This is a genomic window from Cyclobacterium plantarum (assembly GCF_011290685.1).
Classification (GTDB): Bacteria; Bacteroidota; Bacteroidia; order Cytophagales; family Cyclobacteriaceae; genus Cyclobacterium; species Cyclobacterium plantarum.
In genome coordinates this window covers 197,301-213,875 of record NZ_JAANYN010000002.1, presented here as the reverse complement: position 1 = coordinate 213,875, position 16,575 = coordinate 197,301, and the positions used below count along the sequence as shown (strand labels likewise).

General features: G+C 41.9%; 18 protein-coding genes. 12 read left to right on the top strand and 6 right to left on the bottom strand.

Translation table 11 applies throughout. The features are described from left to right. The first annotated feature begins 25 nt into the window (after positions 1 to 25). Complete coding sequence (locus tag G9Q97_RS04965; protein ID WP_166143766.1) at positions 26 to 1,228, top strand: GAF domain-containing sensor histidine kinase; 1,203 nt, start codon at positions 26 to 28, stop codon at positions 1,226 to 1,228. A 72-nt stretch (positions 1,229 to 1,300) separates the two neighbouring features. Further along, the gene (locus tag G9Q97_RS04960; protein ID WP_166143765.1) at positions 1,301 to 2,293 is read left to right on the top strand and encodes an aldo/keto reductase; all 993 of its coding nucleotides are present in this window, start codon (positions 1,301 to 1,303) and stop codon (positions 2,291 to 2,293) included. Between the two features lie 29 nt (positions 2,294 to 2,322). Here the strand turns inward: G9Q97_RS04960 and G9Q97_RS04955 are convergent, their stop codons facing one another. Together G9Q97_RS04955 and G9Q97_RS04950 are read right to left on the bottom strand one after the other, a co-directional pair. Next, positions 2,323 to 2,682, bottom strand: a complete 360-nt coding sequence (locus G9Q97_RS04955) for a nucleotidyltransferase domain-containing protein (protein ID WP_166143763.1) — start codon at positions 2,680 to 2,682, stop codon at positions 2,323 to 2,325. Beyond that, positions 2,679 to 3,113, bottom strand: coding sequence for a nucleotidyltransferase substrate binding protein (locus G9Q97_RS04950; protein WP_166143761.1), 435 nt, complete (start codon positions 3,111 to 3,113; stop codon positions 2,679 to 2,681). Before G9Q97_RS04950 ends, G9Q97_RS04955 begins: the two co-directional genes overlap by 4 nt. Before the next feature lie 265 nt (positions 3,114 to 3,378). On the opposite strand from G9Q97_RS04950, the gene G9Q97_RS04945 reads away from it, so the two are divergent. Then, the gene (locus tag G9Q97_RS04945; protein ID WP_166143760.1) at positions 3,379 to 3,771 is read left to right on the top strand and encodes an arsenate reductase family protein; all 393 of its coding nucleotides are present in this window, start codon (positions 3,379 to 3,381) and stop codon (positions 3,769 to 3,771) included. 21 nt (positions 3,772 to 3,792) lie between these two features. Here the strand turns inward: G9Q97_RS04945 and G9Q97_RS04940 are convergent, their stop codons facing one another. After that, a complete protein-coding gene (locus tag G9Q97_RS04940) occupies positions 3,793 to 4,599 on the bottom strand; it encodes a helix-turn-helix domain-containing protein (protein WP_166143758.1) in 807 nt (268 codons plus the stop codon). Positions 4,600 to 5,147: 548 nt separating this feature from the next. On the opposite strand from G9Q97_RS04940, the gene G9Q97_RS04935 reads away from it, so the two are divergent. Next, positions 5,148 to 5,390: a hypothetical protein gene (locus G9Q97_RS04935; RefSeq protein WP_166143756.1), complete on the top strand. Its 243-nt coding sequence runs from the start codon at positions 5,148 to 5,150 to the stop codon at positions 5,388 to 5,390. Positions 5,391 to 5,445: 55 nt separating this feature from the next. Here G9Q97_RS04935 and G9Q97_RS04930 read toward each other — a convergent pair whose 3' ends face one another. Next, positions 5,446 to 6,315: a ChaN family lipoprotein gene (locus G9Q97_RS04930; protein WP_166143754.1), complete on the bottom strand. Its 870-nt coding sequence runs from the start codon at positions 6,313 to 6,315 to the stop codon at positions 5,446 to 5,448. A gap of 192 nt (positions 6,316 to 6,507) precedes the next feature. Between G9Q97_RS04930 and G9Q97_RS04925 the strand changes: the two genes are divergently transcribed. Next, positions 6,508 to 7,392, top strand: coding sequence for an oxygenase MpaB family protein (locus tag G9Q97_RS04925; protein WP_246255423.1), 885 nt, complete (start codon positions 6,508 to 6,510; stop codon positions 7,390 to 7,392). 6 nt (positions 7,393 to 7,398) lie between these two features. Here G9Q97_RS04925 and G9Q97_RS25170 read toward each other — a convergent pair whose 3' ends face one another. Both G9Q97_RS25170 and G9Q97_RS04915 read right to left on the bottom strand, forming a co-directional pair. Next, on the bottom strand, positions 7,399 to 7,572 hold the full coding sequence (locus G9Q97_RS25170; protein ID WP_166143752.1) for a DUF5522 domain-containing protein: 174 nt from the start codon (positions 7,570 to 7,572) through the stop codon (positions 7,399 to 7,401). Positions 7,573 to 7,574: 2 nt separating this feature from the next. Then, entirely contained in the window at positions 7,575 to 8,306 is a 732-nt protein-coding gene (locus G9Q97_RS04915; protein WP_166143750.1) for an SIMPL domain-containing protein, read from the bottom strand. 193 nt (positions 8,307 to 8,499) lie between these two features. On the opposite strand from G9Q97_RS04915, the gene G9Q97_RS04910 reads away from it, so the two are divergent. From G9Q97_RS04910 to ccoG, 7 genes are all read left to right on the top strand, one after another. Continuing rightward, a complete protein-coding gene (locus G9Q97_RS04910; protein WP_166143748.1) occupies positions 8,500 to 9,129 on the top strand; it encodes a hypothetical protein in 630 nt (209 codons plus the stop codon). A 63-nt stretch (positions 9,130 to 9,192) separates the two neighbouring features. After that, entirely contained in the window at positions 9,193 to 11,646 is a 2,454-nt protein-coding gene (locus G9Q97_RS04905; protein WP_166143746.1) for a heavy metal translocating P-type ATPase, read from the top strand. Continuing rightward, positions 11,637 to 11,819 (top strand): cbb3-type cytochrome oxidase assembly protein CcoS, encoded by a 183-nt coding sequence (gene ccoS, locus G9Q97_RS04900; protein ID WP_166143744.1) that lies wholly within the window; start codon positions 11,637 to 11,639, stop codon positions 11,817 to 11,819. The genes G9Q97_RS04905 and ccoS overlap by 10 nt, the downstream gene beginning before the upstream one ends. Before the next feature lies 1 nt (position 11,820). After that, entirely contained in the window at positions 11,821 to 13,950 is a 2,130-nt protein-coding gene (gene ccoN / locus G9Q97_RS04895; protein ID WP_166143742.1) for a cytochrome-c oxidase, cbb3-type subunit I, read from the top strand. A gap of 12 nt (positions 13,951 to 13,962) precedes the next feature. Beyond that, complete coding sequence (locus G9Q97_RS04890; protein WP_166143740.1) at positions 13,963 to 14,154, top strand: cbb3-type cytochrome c oxidase subunit 3; 192 nt, start codon at positions 13,963 to 13,965, stop codon at positions 14,152 to 14,154. Next, positions 14,141 to 15,067, top strand: coding sequence for a cbb3-type cytochrome c oxidase N-terminal domain-containing protein (locus tag G9Q97_RS04885; RefSeq protein ID WP_166143738.1), 927 nt, complete (start codon positions 14,141 to 14,143; stop codon positions 15,065 to 15,067). Before G9Q97_RS04890 ends, G9Q97_RS04885 begins: the two co-directional genes overlap by 14 nt. 75 nt (positions 15,068 to 15,142) lie before the next feature. Beyond that, positions 15,143 to 16,558 (top strand): cytochrome c oxidase accessory protein CcoG, encoded by a 1,416-nt coding sequence (gene ccoG / locus G9Q97_RS04880; RefSeq protein WP_166143736.1) that lies wholly within the window; start codon positions 15,143 to 15,145, stop codon positions 16,556 to 16,558. Positions 16,559 to 16,575 lie beyond the last annotated feature (17 nt).

The window sequence follows — 16,575 nt, the reverse complement described above, 5'->3', positions numbered from 1 at the left end:
TCCCATAAATTAAACAGCTACTTTTATGGAAAGCCCCATCCCTGAGGATGAATTCAACAGGCTATTGCAATTGGCCGATTATGACCTGGATAACAGCGAGTTGGAGAACAGCCTGAAAGACCTGACCAAATTGGCAGGGAAAGTGGCCGGAACAGATATCTCCCTGGTCAATCTGGTAGATTCTTTTACCCAATGGACCGTGGCCAGTGAAGGTATTTCTTTGAAACAAATGCCAAGGGAGGATTCGGTTTGCCAATATACCATTATGGGCAACCAACCCTTTGAAATTAAGGATTTGACCAAGGACGAAAGATTCAAAGACAAATTTTATGTGACCGACGACCCCAACCTCAGATACTATTGGGGGGTCCCCTTAAAAAATGAATCTGGTTTTAACCTGGGTGCTCTTTGCGTTATGGACAAGGAGACCAAATACATCAGCCCTGAAAAGGTGGAGTTGTTGGAAATAATTGCTGATGAAATCGTTAACAGGTTGAAAGTCATCAAGGCTCTAACCTTACTGAAGGCGGAAGTTAAATCCGCCAAAGAAAAGCAAAAGCAAGTGGCTCATGATATCAGGGGCCCTATTGGGGGCATTATTGGTCTGGCCCAGATCATCAAGGAAAAAGGAAATACCAACCAACTGGAGGATGTGTTGGATTTTATCAAAATCATCCAGAAAAGTGGTAAATCATTACTGGAATTGGCAGATGAAATTCTGTCCTCCCGGGAGGAAGATAAGAAGGAGCTTCGCTTAAATCCCGATAACGAATACAATCTGATGACCCTGAAGGAGAAAATCATCAATCTGTATGGTGTGCAGGCTGAACAAAAAAAGGTGACACTGGAGGTATTGGTAGAAGGGAATCATAAGGAAAAGCCATTTCCAAAAGCAAAATTGCTTCAGATTTTGGGTAATTTGATCTCAAACGCCATCAAATTCACAGCTTCAGGAGGAAAAGTCTATATTAGCCTTAACCTGGCCGAGAAATCTCAAAATAAGGAATTGCTGTTGGTGGTTAAAGATACTGGTGCCGGAATGACTGCTGAACAAATAGAAGCTATCATGAAAGGCGAAGGCCAAACTACCCAGGGAAGTGCCGGGGAAAAAGGGTATGGCTTTGGTCTGCCACTGGTCAAACACCTGGTTGATGGCATGAATGGTGTTCTGAAAATTGATTCCAAATTAGGAGAATACGCGAGGTTTGAGCTGCGGTTGCCGGTTTGATTTTTTGGGTTTTTAGTTTGATTTTGGCAACAAAATTCCTTTTTTTGACGGATAAAATAACAGGATATAGCCATGGAAAAATATGTATTGCCCCACAGTTCGTTGGAAATTTCCCGATTGATTTTTGGCTGCTGGGCCGTTGTGGGGGGCTTCAACTGGGGTCCACAGGATAAAAGAGATTCCCTGGCAGCGTTAAAAAAGGCTTATGATCAAGGGATTACTACCTTTGATACAGCTGAAGCGTATGGAGCAGGGGCTTCTGAAAACCTGCTGGCAGAAGCCTTGGGAGCCGAAAGAAAGCAGATAGAAATTGCTTCCAAGGTGGGTCCCGGAGATTTTTTGCCGCAAGACCTTATCCGGGCCTGCGAAAGAGGATTGAAAAATCTCCAAACGGATTATATAGACCTGTACCAGTTGCACTGGCCCAATCCGGAGGTTCCCCTTGAAGACACCTTGGGAGCACTGCAACAACTCAGGGAACAAGGTAAAATCAGGGCTTATGGGGTGTCTAACTTTGGTGTGAAAAGCCTGGAAACCTGTAAACAATCGAAATATCGTATCAGTAGCAATCAGATGGCTTATAATCTGCTTTTCAGGGCCATTGAGTATAGCATTTTACCCAAATGCATTGAAGATGAGGTGCCGGTACTTTGCTATTCCCCCATCATGCAGGGGCTCCTTACCGGAAAATTTTCCGCTGAAAATGACGTGCCCGATGACAGGGCCAGGACCAGGCATTTTACCAAAGAAAGATCCCAATCCAGACATCAGGACAAGGGTTGCGAGGCATTAACTTTTGAGGTTATCGGACAAATCAAGGCTTTTGCCGATGAGCTGAATATCCCTATGGGCAACCTGAGCCTGGCCTGGCTACTAGAGCAGCAGGGTGTGGCAGCTACCATTGTAGGTGGCAGAAATGCGGAGCAGGTAAAGAAAAACATGGGTGCCCTGGAGGTCAAGCTTACTCCGGATATGGTCAGCAGACTCAATAAAATCACCGATCCGCTAAAGAAGGAACTCGGGGCCAATGCAGATCTTTGGCAGACGGAGAGCAGGGTGTTATGAGGGGTCCTTTAATTGTGCTGAGGTTTTTCCTATTTATTGTTGTAATGTTTTGAGATTGAAGGGGGGGATGATTCCGAGTTCGGTACTTTCTTGGTGTAAACAACCTTTCCCACCCTATTAATGTGGTCTTTAAGTGCTGTATTGGTGATTTGGAGAAAGTTGACCAAATCAAAATTGTAAAGCAATTGCAAGTCCTCCAAGGCAGCTTCAATATCCAATAAATCATTTAGAGCTAAATTATCCCCTTTTACTGCCAGATCAATATCCGAACCTTCCCTAAAATTTCCCATTGCCCGTGACCCAAATAGGATTACCTGATTTATTTTAGAAAAATTTTCGAAAACGTCAGAGATTTCATTCCAAACTTCTCCTGGTATTCCTGTTTTCATGAGAATAAATTTCCTGTCTTTCCGCTTTTAAGCTTGTCTAGTTTCTCCCAAAGAAACGTAAATAGACCATAATATTCTTTGATGATAGCATCTGCAATGATCTTGGCAGTTTTACTGTCGTAAGTATGAGATGTCAGCTCCCTGCTTTTTTTCAATCTTCTCCAGCTTTGTGGATTGTTAATCAGACCCATTTCAAACGCTTGATTTAAAACCTGACCAGGACCGTTTATTTCCGTATAGCCTTGCTGCTTGATAAAATCCTGAAGCGTTTTCCAAGCTAACTCATAAGTGTATTCAAATCGCTGGATCAATCCTTCAACCTCCAATTCTGAAAGTCCCTTATCCCCTGCCTGAGTCACAGCTTGGGACAGTTTGTTTAATGCCTTATCATAATTTGAAAATCTTTGCTCCCAACGAATATCTTCAGTCATTAGTTAGTTTTTAATAAATATAAGGAGTTACAAGCATCAAAGTAAATTTTTTCAAACTTTTTAATCGTTGGAAAATTTCCTTCAAAAAAAGATAGAAATCCTTGAGTTTTCCATTCGTCTGCAAATCGATAGCTTGGATCATGTCTAATTTCAGTAGAAATTATAAGTTTCATTAAAGTACCGATGCAAGTAAATACTGGCATCATTTATGGTAGAAATTGGAGGAATTGATTCCATTTTTTAAATTTCTAAACTTATAAAAATCATGTTTGAATTGGGAAAAAACGAAATCAAATTTCTTTACAACAGCAATAAATTAGAAGACAGGGAAGCCTATGCCTATGTTTTGACGCTTCACAAGCATGTGATCAATGAATTGGATATTTCCAAAAATGACATGACCCCAACGCAGGTTTTAGAGTTGGCAAAGAAACTAAACAAAAACATAATTGATCTCTTTGATAAGGGGTCTCAATATTTCAAGGAAAACATCCAGGGAAAAAAAATAGAGGAAACAGATCTGTTGACATTACTTGTCAAAGAAAAATCCGCTTTAAAAACGCCTATTTTGGTTTCAAAAAATAAGACACTGGTTTTGGAATACCCAAGGGATACCATTAAAATAGACATGGTGTTCAATGAAATAAAAGAGGATTAGCCAATTCCCTTATGCCTTATACTAAATGGTTTTTAAAGATTTAGAGATTTCTCTTCCTGAGGTAATTTTTTTCAAACACCTGAATAGCAATAAAAGGCAAAAAATTTCAAATACGGTTAATATCACCAACCCGGGTAAAGCCAGTACAACACTGAGAAAAGAAAGGCCCGTAGCCACTCCCAGGATGCCACATGCCAGGGCAAGTTGTCCTAGTACAGATTGATATTTTAGCAGTCCGATACCAAAAATCAGGTATAAAGCACCCATTCCAATAGATTGACTAACTAGTATAATTTCGACAGAGGCTTCAATTTGCTGAAACCAATACAGGTCTGTGGCTATACATATCACCGTTCCTATTCCCAATAGGGCAGATCCAAATTTGATCCATTCGTTACTCCAAATTCGTGAAATCAAATAAAATCCAGATATAAAAACACCAAAGAACAAGATTACGAAAATTTTTACCAGATAATAAGTGATGGCAGGCACATCCCTTTCCCCAGATGTCCAAAGGGAATAGTCCAATATCCCTTCCCAAAATGCCAATATCAAGTAAATTAGTCCGCTTAGTATAGCTGCCATCATCCAATATCCTGATTTAGAATCAATTGATAAATTGATTAACCCTGGATCAGGTTTTTCTTCCTTATAGTCCAGAGCTGAAAAAATAGCCCTGATGGTATAGCTTCTGGGGCTTACTTCCCCGGCTTCAATTCGCTGAATTGTGCGCACATTTAATGCGCACTTTTCTACCAGTTCTTCTTGAGTGAGTCCCCTGGCCTTTCTAAGTTCAAGGATTTTTTGGCCCAATGCAGGTTGTTTCATAGCTGATTTTTGATTTGATTTCTCAGGCAATAAACAGCGTTTTTTTTAATTCGGCTTGAATAAATCTTGATTTTTTCCCGACATTCACCCGACATTTAATGTTTAAAACCGAGCATATCGTCTTCAGACCATTAATAACTGTTGCCTATCAAAACATGTATTTTTTGTTCATCCAAAATCTTCAAACGAAAAATTGTTGTCATATATTTCAAAATTACGGCCAAGCATATTTCAAAATTTTCAGTAAATTATGAGTAGTTTATTTTCAATCGCTCATATTTTTTATATATTTGAAAATGTATTTCAAATCCTTAAAAATGAAATACAAAATAAAACTACCCAAATTCAATTAACTAACTGAGAATCAGATTTATTTCATTTCCAGTGTACCAACCGCTGGTTTTGAAAATGGGTTGATTCTTTTTGGTGATGAAGCCCTACAAGAAGATTGGAGGAAATGTCGCATAACCAAGGTGCTGTATTTCAACCCCAATATAATCCTATTCTGGGATTTGTTTTCTCTTCTTTCACTTTATTGATTTAGCGCAATGATAAAACCAACCACCGCCTTATTTTGCTTGTTACTAACCGCTTGTTCCACCAGTTATCCAATCTTAGAACCGGAAGCTAAAGTCTTTAAAAAGCAGGGCAATGATGTCATGTTTATCTTTAACGAACACCAGGGCAAACGAACGGGATACCAATGGTTTAGAGTAGACAACCCGGAGGATTATAAAATTGATTCTGTCTATTATTTAAGTCCAAAAATGCAAAATAGAGCTTTGAAATAAATTTAGATTTAACCTGATTAAATGGTGCAAAAACAAAAAAATTTCAAACGGGATGCTATTTTTCCTGTGGCTTTGTCAAGATAATGTAATCTGCCAATGGCTTAATCGCTTTAAAATCCGGGTTTTGGAAATCCTGTGAAGGGTAGGAGGATATGGTCATAATGCTTAGATTTTTTTTTCTTTGTTTTAATTCATTGACCGTTCCTAACCCCTCATCGCTATGGAATCTGCCGGTAAGGTGCAGGATTTTAATTCTTCGGTTTTTGCGCCAGGATTGAAGGATGCTTGTCGCCATGGTAGCATCCCTGAGCAGTTGGGCATGAAAATATTGGGGTCCCATATGCTGACCGTGGCCACCCATGGCATCATTGAATTTCTTTAAATAGGGATCATCTTCTTTAGGAAGACTAAAAGTGGAGTAATAATCTGCTGCTTTTCGGTCCAATAGTTCCAAGGTACCCAATCCTTTCCTGCTGACCATATTGGCATACCTTCCCGGCACATTGGAAGCCAACACTGCCTGGCCTTCCTCCTTCGCAAGGTACAGCAAGGGGGCATAATCCGGGTAATTGCTCCATGCCCGGCCCTCTTCAATCAGCTTATCTTCTGAAATCAACCCGGAAAGGTATTCATCCATGATGAGCTGTACATCTCTTTCAAACATTTCCAGACTAAGGGTTGCATCTCCGTATTTTTCGATCATTCCCCTGTAAAGCTTTTCCTGCACCACATGGGCAATGCTGTCATTGTGCTCCTCTCCAAATACCAAAAGTTGAACCTCATTTATCGCTTTCAGGACTGCGGGAATATCAGTGGTTTCTCCGGAAGATGTTTCAATTATTTTCCAGGGATAATTGTTATCCTCCTGTGCAAAACTAAGAGAAGGAAAAATAAAAGTGAGTAGTATAATAATTGATTTTTTCATGTGTCTATAATTGTTTTTTATTTGCCACATGGAAGCTCGCATGGTTGTTAGTCATCCCACTGTGTGACGGCTACGTCATGCTCGATTTCATATCATGTACCCCTGTTAATGTCCGAAATTTAAGCATTCTGTCATGTATTAACCGAAAGCCTGGATCTTTTTAAAGGAATAAAGTTTAAATCATAAACCCACTTGACTAAATTAGCAGCCATGTGTCCATATCTTATGAGCAACAAACCATTTAGCAGGCAAATAAAGCAGCTGCATCCTGAAAAGGACCATGAAAAAATAGCCTTTTTGCTATCTTTTCACTGTTTTCCCTGGGATATGGAAAAAGCCCTGGAATTTGCCCTCTTCAGGACTTTTGCTGTGCCTTCTATTTCAAGGCTACTGGTTGCGACCGGTGAATTTACAAAAAGGACCCGTAAACGCTATGACGATACCGAATTGATCTTGTACGAGATTTTGGAAAATGGAAAGGCTAGTGAAAGAGGGAAAGCGGCCATTGGCCGCATGAATGCCATGCATGGCCGTTTTCATATTCCCAATCAGGACTACCTCTATGTATTGTCTACTTTTATTTTTGAACCCATTAGGTGGATGGATAATTGGGGCTGGAGACCATTTACCTCGAAGGAAAAAGAGGCAATTTTTATCAATTACAGGGAGTTGGCCAGGCTTATGGGGATAAAGGACGTTCCTGATACCCTTTCCGAATTTGAATCTTTCAACATGTCCTACGAAAAGGAACATTTTGCATTTCACCCGCACAATAGGCTTCTGGGGCAAAAAACACTGGATTTGTTATTGGGCTTTTACCTTCCGCATTGGTTATTTGTGCCAGGAAGGCATGTCGCTTTCTGTCTGATGGATGCGCCGCTAAGGAAGGCCATGGGCTTCCCTGATCCACCAAGGGCATTACAACTACTGGTAAGGACAGGATTGAAAATCAGGGCTTTTGGTTTAAGCATAATGCCGGAAAGGAAAGTACCACGCTTAGGAACCCAAAGAAAACGGGATACCTATCCGAAGGGATACCAAATACCAGATTTAGGAACTTTTAATTCTTCCAAATAATTCCTATTACTCTTTTTCTTTCTTTATTTCCCGGTATGGACAGTTCCTGCAGGCATTGTTGCAGCAATAGCCCCTGAGCAAGTGGTACTCCCTTGTAAAAACCATAAAAGGACCCTCATAATAATAGTGAATACCTTCCTGTAGTAAATGAGCTGGTGGAATACGGTTTTTGCTGCCCATCGCTATTTGATACGGTAGTCCAGTTTCATGGTTATGGAGGCAGTTTTAGCTTTTGAAGAAGTATTAAAAGTACCTCCCCAGGAATAATCTTCTCCAGAATTTTGTCCCGTAATCTGAAAAATTCCCATATTGGCGGTGATAAGACCTCCCAGGGTAGTACCGGAATTTTCAGCGATTTTTTCAGCCCTTAACCGGGCATCTTCAGTCGCCTTTGAAATCAATTCAATTTTCAGGTCCGCCAATTGGGTAAAATAATACCGGGGGGCCTGGGAATAAAATTGTATCTCCTTATTGAGCAATTCGGTGATTTCACGGGCCATTTTTTCCACCTTTTCTACCTCTTTGGATTCTATGCTGATATTTTGGCTTAAAATATACCCCAGAAATGTTTCCCCCATATACCTTCCCTCATTGTTGTACTCCGCACGGGTATTTTGCCGGGTCTGTACGGCACTGAATACGATTTCTTCAGAGGCAATCCCTTTGGAATTGAGGTATTCTGTAACGGCTTTTCTGTCCTGTTCCAAACCCGAATAGGCTTCTCCTAAAGAATTGGCTTGCTTTTCGAAAAGACCTTCCCATACAATGAGGTCAGAAATAAAATCTGTCTCACCCAGTCCGGTAACGGAAATTTTGGTCTCTTCAAGGCTTCTTTTCCAGTAAGCATTGCCCAAAACAATTGCAGATCCCAGAATGGCCAGGGCGAAGATGATAGCTGTAAGGTGTTGTTTCATTTGCGAAAACAGTTTTTTGTAAATCTCGATAAAAACTAACGTATTTGGAATTTTTTCCCGGAATTAAATCTCTCTGAGGGAATTAGGAACTTCCTTTTGAATATAACATGACATTTATCATGTTTGAGCCTAACCATATATCACTATTCTCTTTCTTCCCGTGATATAGATTTGTAAAAAAAAGGAAGGGCTCATGCAAACAAAGCTGGACACACAATTTTCTTTCCCCGGTGAAATCATTACCCCACATACTCACCTCCCTATGGGTCAGAACTTTGAAGCGGATATGGTAAAGGAACTTGTGGGGAAAAAATTAATACCCAATAGTTCTATTCAATTGTATACGGCTCATTTACCCAAAGTATTGGATTGGCTACATGGTTTGGATCATCCCAAAGCTCTGGAAAATGAACCCTGTGAAGTTCCTGTGCTCCTTTATGACCGGGAATTGTCTTTTGAACGCCTGCTTTTTCATTATGACGGAAGTCCGGCCTCGGCAAAGATCATCAGGCATTTTTTGACGCTTTTTGAAAATAATATCAAAAAAAGCAAGGCTACAATTATCTCACCGGCTTTTATCCCCAAATCCAAACAGAAAGAGGAGCAGGAAATCATACAGGAAGTAAATACCCATACTTCAGAAACCTCCTTTATCAAGTTTAACTTCAATAGAATAGGAGATTTTTGGTCTTACGCCGTCAAGCACCAATGCACCATTTTGGTCACCTCAAAAAATAATCAGGCGGATCTGGCCAAAGTACTGTTCCATTTTTACAAGGGAGGCATGTGGTATGACAGGCTTTCATTTTATTTGGCCATTTAAATCACTATATTAAATGATCTTTGTCATGTTTTTAGCTTTGAAGGTGAACTAAATTGCCGCCAAATGGAGAATACCTCTACCGAAAAGGAAAAAAAGCAACAAACAACCTGCTATCATTGTGGAGAACCCTGCGATAATGATGGACTTTACCATGATGGGAAGGATTTCTGTTGTTCCGGATGCAGGACGGTCTATGATGTACTGTCCGAAAACGATCTTTGTGATTACTACAATCTGGCAAATACTCCGGGCAACAATCAAAAAAACCGGGCAACAAGAGATAACCGCTTTGATTATCTGGATGATAAGGAGATTTCAGAGAAATTGATTGATTTCCGGGACGAGGACCAAACCCATGTCACTTTTTATGTACCCATGGTCCATTGTGCCTCCTGCATATGGCTGCTTGAAAATCTTAACCGTCTGGATCAGGGAATCATTTCCTCCAGAGTGGATTTTATCAAAAAAAAGGTGCAGGTCAAATTTCAGCAGGAATATATTGGACTGAAAGATATTGTGGCCCTTATGGCAGGAATAGGTTATGAGCCAGCAATAAATCTCTCTGACCTGAATGTAGGAAAAAGACCAAAAATGGACCGGAAGCTGATTTATAAATTGGCTGTAGCTGGTTTCTGTTTTGGCAACATGATGTTTTTCAGTCTTCCGGAATATTTTTCGGAGGCAGAACTATTGGGGCCTGGTTTCAAGAATCTATTTCGTTACCTGAATGTATTGCTTAGCTTACCGGTCTTTTTTTACGCGGCTACCGATTATTACCAATCTGCCTGGCTGGCGTTTAAAAACCGAACAGTAAATATGGATGTGCCCATAGCCATGGGAATCATTACCCTATTTGTATACAGTCTGGTTGGAATTTTCCTATTGGGCCAGGAAGGCTATTTAGATACCCTGGGAGGCTTACTTTTTTTCCTTTTGCTTGGAAAATGGTACCAGCAGAAGACTTTTGATACCCTTTCATTTGACAGGGATTATACCGCTTATTTTCCCATTGCGGTGACCAGATTAAAAAAGGATCAGGAGGAAGTAATTCCCCTTACAAAGGTTCAAGTGGGTGATATCATCAGGGTCAGAAATGAGGAGTTGGTGCCGGCCGATAGTATTCTATTAAACGAAGAGGCATCAATAGATTATAGTTTTGTAACAGGTGAGGAGGTGCCTGTCGGCCTGAAAAAAGGCTCACTGATTTATGCTGGAGGAAGGCAAAAGGGTCCTGCGATCAACCTTGCGGTGCAGAAATCCCCTTCCCAGGGTTATTTGACGGATTTGTGGAACCACGAAGCTTTTTCCAAGAGGGAGCAAAAAGATTCCCTTGCCTCTTTGGCCAACCGAATCAGTGGTAAATTTACCTTTACCGTATTGTTGATTGCCTTCAGCACTTTGCTGTATTGGAGCATGTATGACTTTTCCATGGGGATCAGGGCTTTTACAGCTGTTTTGATCATTACCTGTCCCTGCGCATTGGCCATGTCAACGCCATTCACATTGGGAAATATCATGCGTATTTTTGGAAAAAGTAGTTTTTATCTGAAAAATTCACAGGTAATCGAAAAACTTGCTGCGGTGGATACACTGGTTTTTGATAAAACAGGAACCCTCACTTCACCTGCCAATGCCAAAATAAGGTATGAAGGGGAAAAGCTTTCAGATGAAACACGAGGGGTTTTGAAAGCTTTGGTGAGTTATTCGGTTCACCCTTTGAGCAACCGGATAAACCGTTACCTGGGGCAGGTAAGCCCTGCTGATTTGGAGAAGGTGGAAGAAATTCCCGGTAAAGGCCTGACGGCCACCTATAAATCTCAGAGCATAGCGCTGGGAGCGGCGTCCTTAATGGAACTAAAGCCCGACGACGCTGTAAATTCCAGGGGCAATAAAGTTTACTTTTTTGTTGAAGGCGTTCATTTGGGCACCTTCTTTATAGACAGCGGTATCAGGAATGGTATGGGTAAAATGGTGCAGGAGTTAAAGAACAGATTCGACCTGCACCTGCTTTCAGGAGACCTGGACCATGAAAGACAAATCCTGGAAAGGGAGTTGGGCAATGAAATCCATATGTATTTTCAACAAAGCCCTGCTGATAAGCTGAGCCATATTGAACGTCTGCAACATTCCAGTAAGCAGGTGTTGATGGTAGGAGATGGATTAAATGATGCCGGAGCACTAAGGGTAAGCCAGGTGGGTATTGCCGTCACCGATAATATTTCCCATTTCAGTCCGGCCAGCGATGCCATTCTGGATGGAAAAAAACTCAGCCTTTTGCCTCAATTTCTGGATTTTGCGGATACCGGCAGGAAAGTTATAAAAGCCAGTTTTGTGCTTAGTTTTGCTTACAATGCGGTAGGTATTTACTATGCTGTTCAGGGTTTGGTAAGTCCTGTATTATGTGCTATTTTAATGCCTGCAAGCAGTATATCAGTGGTGTTGTTTACCACGGTGGTGACCAACTTGCTGGCATTCAGGAGAGGTATGAACCAAAAAGCCACTGAAAAATGGAAGTGATTTTTATATTGATAGGAATAAGTTTAGTAATGGCCGGATGTTTTTTATGGTTGTTTTTTAAAGCAATGAAAGGAGGTCAGTTTGACGACCAGCATACCCCGGCCATACGGATATTGTTTGAGAACAAAACAAAAAATAAAACAAATAAAAAAACACCTAATAAATCGGAGTGATATGTCAGGAACACTTGAACAATTTAGTTACGATAACAAGATCGTAAAGTACTTTGGTGCAGCTACCATAATATGGGGATTAGCAGGAATGCTGATCGGTGTGCTTGCTGCCACGCAGCTATTTCTGCCTGAGGCCAACCTGGGGAATCCCTACACAACTTTTGGCAGGCTCAGGCCATTGCACACAAATGCTGTGATTTTTGCATTTGTTGGGAATGCCATTTTTGCCGGTGTTTATTATTCCATGCCCCGGCTTCTGAAGGCTCCCATGTGGAACAAAACCCTGAGTTGGTTTCATTTTTGGGGCTGGCAGGCCATTATTCTTTCAGCGGTCATCACTCTTCCTTTGGGATTGACTTCTTCCAAGGAGTATGCAGAACTTGAATGGCCCATTGATATTGCCATTACCGTTGTCTGGGTGGCTTTTGGTGCCAATATGATTGGTACATTGATCAAGCGCCGGGAAAAGCACATGTATGTGGCCATTTGGTTTTACCTGGCTTCCTTCGTAACGGTGGCAGTGCTGCATATTTTCAATTCACTTGCCTTACCAGTCTCGCTATTCAAAAGTTATTCTGCCTATGCGGGTGTACAGGACGCTTTGGTACAATGGTGGTATGGACACAATGCCGTTGCGTTTTTCCTGACTACTCCCTTCCTGGGACTTATGTATTATTATCTCCCAAAGGCAGCAAACAGGCCGGTTTATTCCTACAAGCTTTCCATCATACATTTTTGGTCCCTGATTTTTATTTATATCTGGGCAGGTCCCCATCATTTGCTTTACACGGCCTTGCCGGAATGGGCGCAGGTATTGGGTGTGGCCTTTTCAATCATGTTGATAGCTCCTTCCTGGGGAGGTATGGTGAATGGACTCTTGACCCTTAGAGGGGCTTGGGACAAGGTCAGGGTAGACCCGGTATTGAAATTTATGGTGGTAGCCGTTACGGCTTATGGTATGGCGACCTTTGAAGGCCCCCTGCTTTCCCTTAAAAATGTCAATGCCATTGCCCACTATACCGATTGGATAGTAGCCCATGTGCACATTGGTGGATTGGGCTGGAATGGTTTTCTGACTTTTTCCATGCTGTATTGGTTATGGCCAAAAATGTGGAAAACCAATTTGTATTCTGTCAAATTGGCCAATACCCATTTCTGGTTAGGTACCATGGGCATCCTTTTTTATGCGCTGCCCATGTATGTGGCTGCATTAACACAAAGTTTGATGTGGAAAGAGTTTGGAGATGCGGGTCGGTTGGCTTATCCCAATTTTCTGGAAACAGTCATTCAAATTGTTCCGATGTATATGCTACGTGCTTTTGGGGGACTCCTTTATTTATCAGGTGCCATTTTGATGGTTTACAATTTGGTCAAAACGGCCGCATCCGGTTCCTTCCAGGAAGAAGAGGCCGATGAAGCGCCTGCCCTGGCCAGGCACGTTTCCACTAAGGGTGAGTTTTGGCACAGGGCCTGGGAAAGAAAGCCTGTGTTTTTTACCATCCTGGCAACCGTTGCGATTCTTATTGGCGGAGTAGTGGAAATCATTCCAACGATTCTGATCAAATCCAATGTGCCTACCATTAGTAGTGTTACACCTTATACACCATTAGAACTGCAGGGGAGGGATTTGTATATCTCCAATGGTTGTGTGGGCTGTCATTCTCAAATGATCCGGCCATTTCGATCTGAAACGGAGCGTTACGGAGAATACTCCAAAGCGGGTGAATTCGTATATGACAGGCCGTTTCTATGGGGTTCAAAACGTACTGGTCCTGATTTACACCGGGTAGGAGGTAAATATCCGGACAGCTGGCATTACCACCACATGGTGGACCCAAGGACCATGTCACCAGGATCCCTAATGCCTCCCTATCCATGGATGACCACCAATATCATGGATCACAGTAATATCGGCGCAAAGATCAGGACCATGCAAAAATTAGGTGTGCCCTACCCTGAAGGATATGATGAAACGGCCATCAATGATCTTCAGCAGCAGGCCGGCGAGATTGTAGCAGGCCTTCAGGAATCAGGAGTGGAAGTATTGCCTGATTCCGAAATTGTAGCCCTTATTGCTTATTTACAGCGGCTGGGTACAGATATCAGTAAAAGCACAGCCACAAATCCTTAAACCTTAATTATCATGCAAAAAGAAATTTTAAGATCTATAGAAAACATTGAAATCTATCCGATCATCTCCCTGCTGATATTCGTGATTTTCTTTGTCAGTATGTTTTGGTGGGTAATTCGCGCAGACAAGGGATACATTGACAAAATGAAAGAGATGCCTTTAAAAGATGAACATCAAAAAGATAAAAGCTATGAAAACGTTTAAATGGATTGGAGCTACTTTGACAGGCATGCTTTTGTCTTTTCCCGGTTTGGCTCAGGAAGCAGAAGGAAGCTGGACTGCCCAGATGCAGCAACTGGATAGTAGCCAAATGACATTGTTACTGATTATCGGCGTGGTGCTGTTGTTGATTGTCATCATCATGGGGGTCATGCTGTACTTACTTTCTTTTTTAATGACTGTTATCAGGCAGGACAATCCTGCACTGGCGGCACAACCTTCCTGGTGGGATAATTTTAAGGAAAAATTTGTCACCGGCAAAATGAAGCCCATTGAGCAGGAAGCAGATATACAGCTGGATCACAGTTATGACGGAATTGTAGAACTCGATAATTTTATGCCTCCATGGCTGGCCTATGTATTCTATTTAAGCATTGGTTTTGCGATAATTTATTTTGTCAACTACTCCGTCCTGGGAATAGGCAAAACACAAATGGAAGAATATGAAGAAGAGTTGGCCATTGCCGCCATGGAAGAAGAGGCCAGGGGAGAATCCATGTTGGCTTCCATTGATGAAAATACCGTAGAATTTGATGCCACTACATCCAGCATTGAAGCCGGAGCAGAATTGTATGCCGGTAATTGTTCCGCCTGCCATGCCATGGATGGAGGAGGAGGAGTAGGCCCAAATCTGACAGATGAGTATTGGATTCATGGAGGAGACATCAAGGATATATTTTCAGTGGTAAAATACGGCGTGGTGGAAAAGGGCATGATCCCCTGGCAGGACCAGCTGAGCCCGGAACAAATGCAGCAGGTATCAAGCTATATACTTACCCTTAAAGGCACCACACCGGCCAATCCCAAAGAGCCGCAGGGAGAAAAATATGAACCTGTCATAGAGGAGCCGCTGGACGCGCTTGGAGAAGATGAACTGGGTGCAGAACCTGCAGAATAATGATTAAACCGCTGGACCAGCGTTTAAAAACCTGATCCAGCGGTTACCTTCAATGTTGAAATTGCGTTAAATAAAATGGCAAATAAGAACGAAAATCTCCAACCGGAAAAATTCAGAGATTCCCTGGGTACTGTCAATAAAGAAGGCGGTCGAAACTGGGTATATCCCAAGAAGGTTTCCGGTAAATTTTACCAATGGAGAACGTATTTTTCCTGGTTGTTGCTGGGTATTTTATTTGCTGGGCCATTTATTCAGGTAAATGGTCGACCCTGGTTGTTGTTCAATATATTTGAGCGTAAGTTTATTATTTTTGGTGCCGTCTTCTGGCCTCAGGATACCTATCTGCTGATTTTTTTACTGCTGATCTTTGTGGTCTTTATCATTTTATTTACCGTGGTATTTGGTCGTGTGTTTTGTGGCTGGGCCTGCCCGCAAACCCTGTTTATGGAGATGGTTTTCCGCAAAATCGAATATTGGATAGAAGGAGATGCCAACCAACAGCGGAAACTTAATGCCATGCCCTGGAATGGCGAAAAGGTCAGGAAGAAATCCCTGAAAATGTCCATTTTCATTTTGATTTCACTGCTCATTTCCCATACTGTGATGGCCTATCTGATCGGTATAGATCAGGTGAAGGAAATTGTCATGCAGCCTCCCACAGAAAACCTGGCGGGTTTTTTAGGTCTGATAGCTTTTACGGGGATATTTCTTTTTGTCTTCTCCTGGTTCCGGGAGCAGGCCTGTATCGTGGTATGTCCCTATGGCAGGCTGCAGGGGGTCATGCTGGACAACCAATCCATCAATGTAAGCTATGATTATGTAAGGGGTGAACCAAGAGGACCAATAAGGAAAAACAAACAAGAAGACCAGGCATTGGGAGATTGCATAGACTGTACCCTATGTGTTCAGGTTTGCCCCACAGGTATAGATATAAGGAATGGTGTACAAATGGAATGTGTCAACTGTACCGCATGTATGGATGCCTGTGATGAGGTAATGGAAAAGGTGGAGCGACCAAAGGGTTTGATCCGCTATGCTTCAGAAAACAGCATACAAAAAGGAACTTCTAAATTGATAACGGGAAGGGTAAAGGCTTATTCAGCCATATTGCTCTTATTGATCTCCGGATTTGTTGGATTGCTAAGTACCAGGACCGATCTTGGTGCCACAGTGACCCGATTCAGAGGAATGACCTATCAGGAGCGGGAAGGTGATAAAATCAGTAATCTCTATGAACTGACGCTGATCAATAAAACCTTTGAGCAACAAGCGGTGGACCTGGTACCAGAAGATCCAACCATTACCCTGGAGAGAGTAGGGGATACCGACTGGAATCTGGAAGGACAGACCAAATTTGAAGGGCGGTTTTTTCTGGTCAAAGCTCAGGCTGACATGCAGGTGCCCCAGGAAAGTATCGTGCTTTTACTACAGCAAAATGGAGAAACCATAGATGAAATTGAAACCAATTTTATGGGGCCCGTAAAAAAATAGTTTAACTAAAAACCAAA

What these genes read in the sequence shown, in the direction of transcription:
- G9Q97_RS04960 (WP_166143765.1), top strand. Translation starts at nt 1,301, where the DNA reads ATGGAAAAATATGTATTGCCCCACAGTTCGTTGGAAATTTCCCGATTG.
- G9Q97_RS04930 (WP_166143754.1), bottom strand. Translation starts at nt 6,315, where the DNA reads ATGAAAAAATCAATTATTATACTACTCACTTTTATTTTTCCTTCTCTT.
- G9Q97_RS04965 (WP_166143766.1), top strand. Translation starts at nt 26, where the DNA reads ATGGAAAGCCCCATCCCTGAGGATGAATTCAACAGGCTATTGCAATTG.
- G9Q97_RS04950 (WP_166143761.1), bottom strand. Translation starts at nt 3,113, where the DNA reads ATGACTGAAGATATTCGTTGGGAGCAAAGATTTTCAAATTATGATAAG.
- G9Q97_RS04955 (WP_166143763.1), bottom strand. Translation starts at nt 2,682, where the DNA reads ATGAAAACAGGAATACCAGGAGAAGTTTGGAATGAAATCTCTGACGTT.
- G9Q97_RS04940 (WP_166143758.1), bottom strand. Translation starts at nt 4,599, where the DNA reads ATGAAACAACCTGCATTGGGCCAAAAAATCCTTGAACTTAGAAAGGCC.
- G9Q97_RS04905 (WP_166143746.1), top strand. Translation starts at nt 9,193, where the DNA reads ATGGAGAATACCTCTACCGAAAAGGAAAAAAAGCAACAAACAACCTGC.
- ccoS (WP_166143744.1), top strand. Translation starts at nt 11,637, where the DNA reads ATGGAAGTGATTTTTATATTGATAGGAATAAGTTTAGTAATGGCCGGA.
- G9Q97_RS04915 (WP_166143750.1), bottom strand. Translation starts at nt 8,306, where the DNA reads ATGAAACAACACCTTACAGCTATCATCTTCGCCCTGGCCATTCTGGGA.
- G9Q97_RS04945 (WP_166143760.1), top strand. Translation starts at nt 3,379, where the DNA reads ATGTTTGAATTGGGAAAAAACGAAATCAAATTTCTTTACAACAGCAAT.
- G9Q97_RS04910 (WP_166143748.1), top strand. Translation starts at nt 8,500, where the DNA reads ATGCAAACAAAGCTGGACACACAATTTTCTTTCCCCGGTGAAATCATT.
- ccoG (WP_166143736.1), top strand. Translation starts at nt 15,143, where the DNA reads ATGGCAAATAAGAACGAAAATCTCCAACCGGAAAAATTCAGAGATTCC.
- G9Q97_RS04935 (WP_166143756.1), top strand. Translation starts at nt 5,148, where the DNA reads ATGATAAAACCAACCACCGCCTTATTTTGCTTGTTACTAACCGCTTGT.
- G9Q97_RS25170 (WP_166143752.1), bottom strand. Translation starts at nt 7,572, where the DNA reads ATGGGCAGCAAAAACCGTATTCCACCAGCTCATTTACTACAGGAAGGT.
- ccoN (WP_166143742.1), top strand. Translation starts at nt 11,821, where the DNA reads ATGTCAGGAACACTTGAACAATTTAGTTACGATAACAAGATCGTAAAG.
- G9Q97_RS04890 (WP_166143740.1), top strand. Translation starts at nt 13,963, where the DNA reads ATGCAAAAAGAAATTTTAAGATCTATAGAAAACATTGAAATCTATCCG.
- G9Q97_RS04885 (WP_166143738.1), top strand. Translation starts at nt 14,141, where the DNA reads ATGAAAACGTTTAAATGGATTGGAGCTACTTTGACAGGCATGCTTTTG.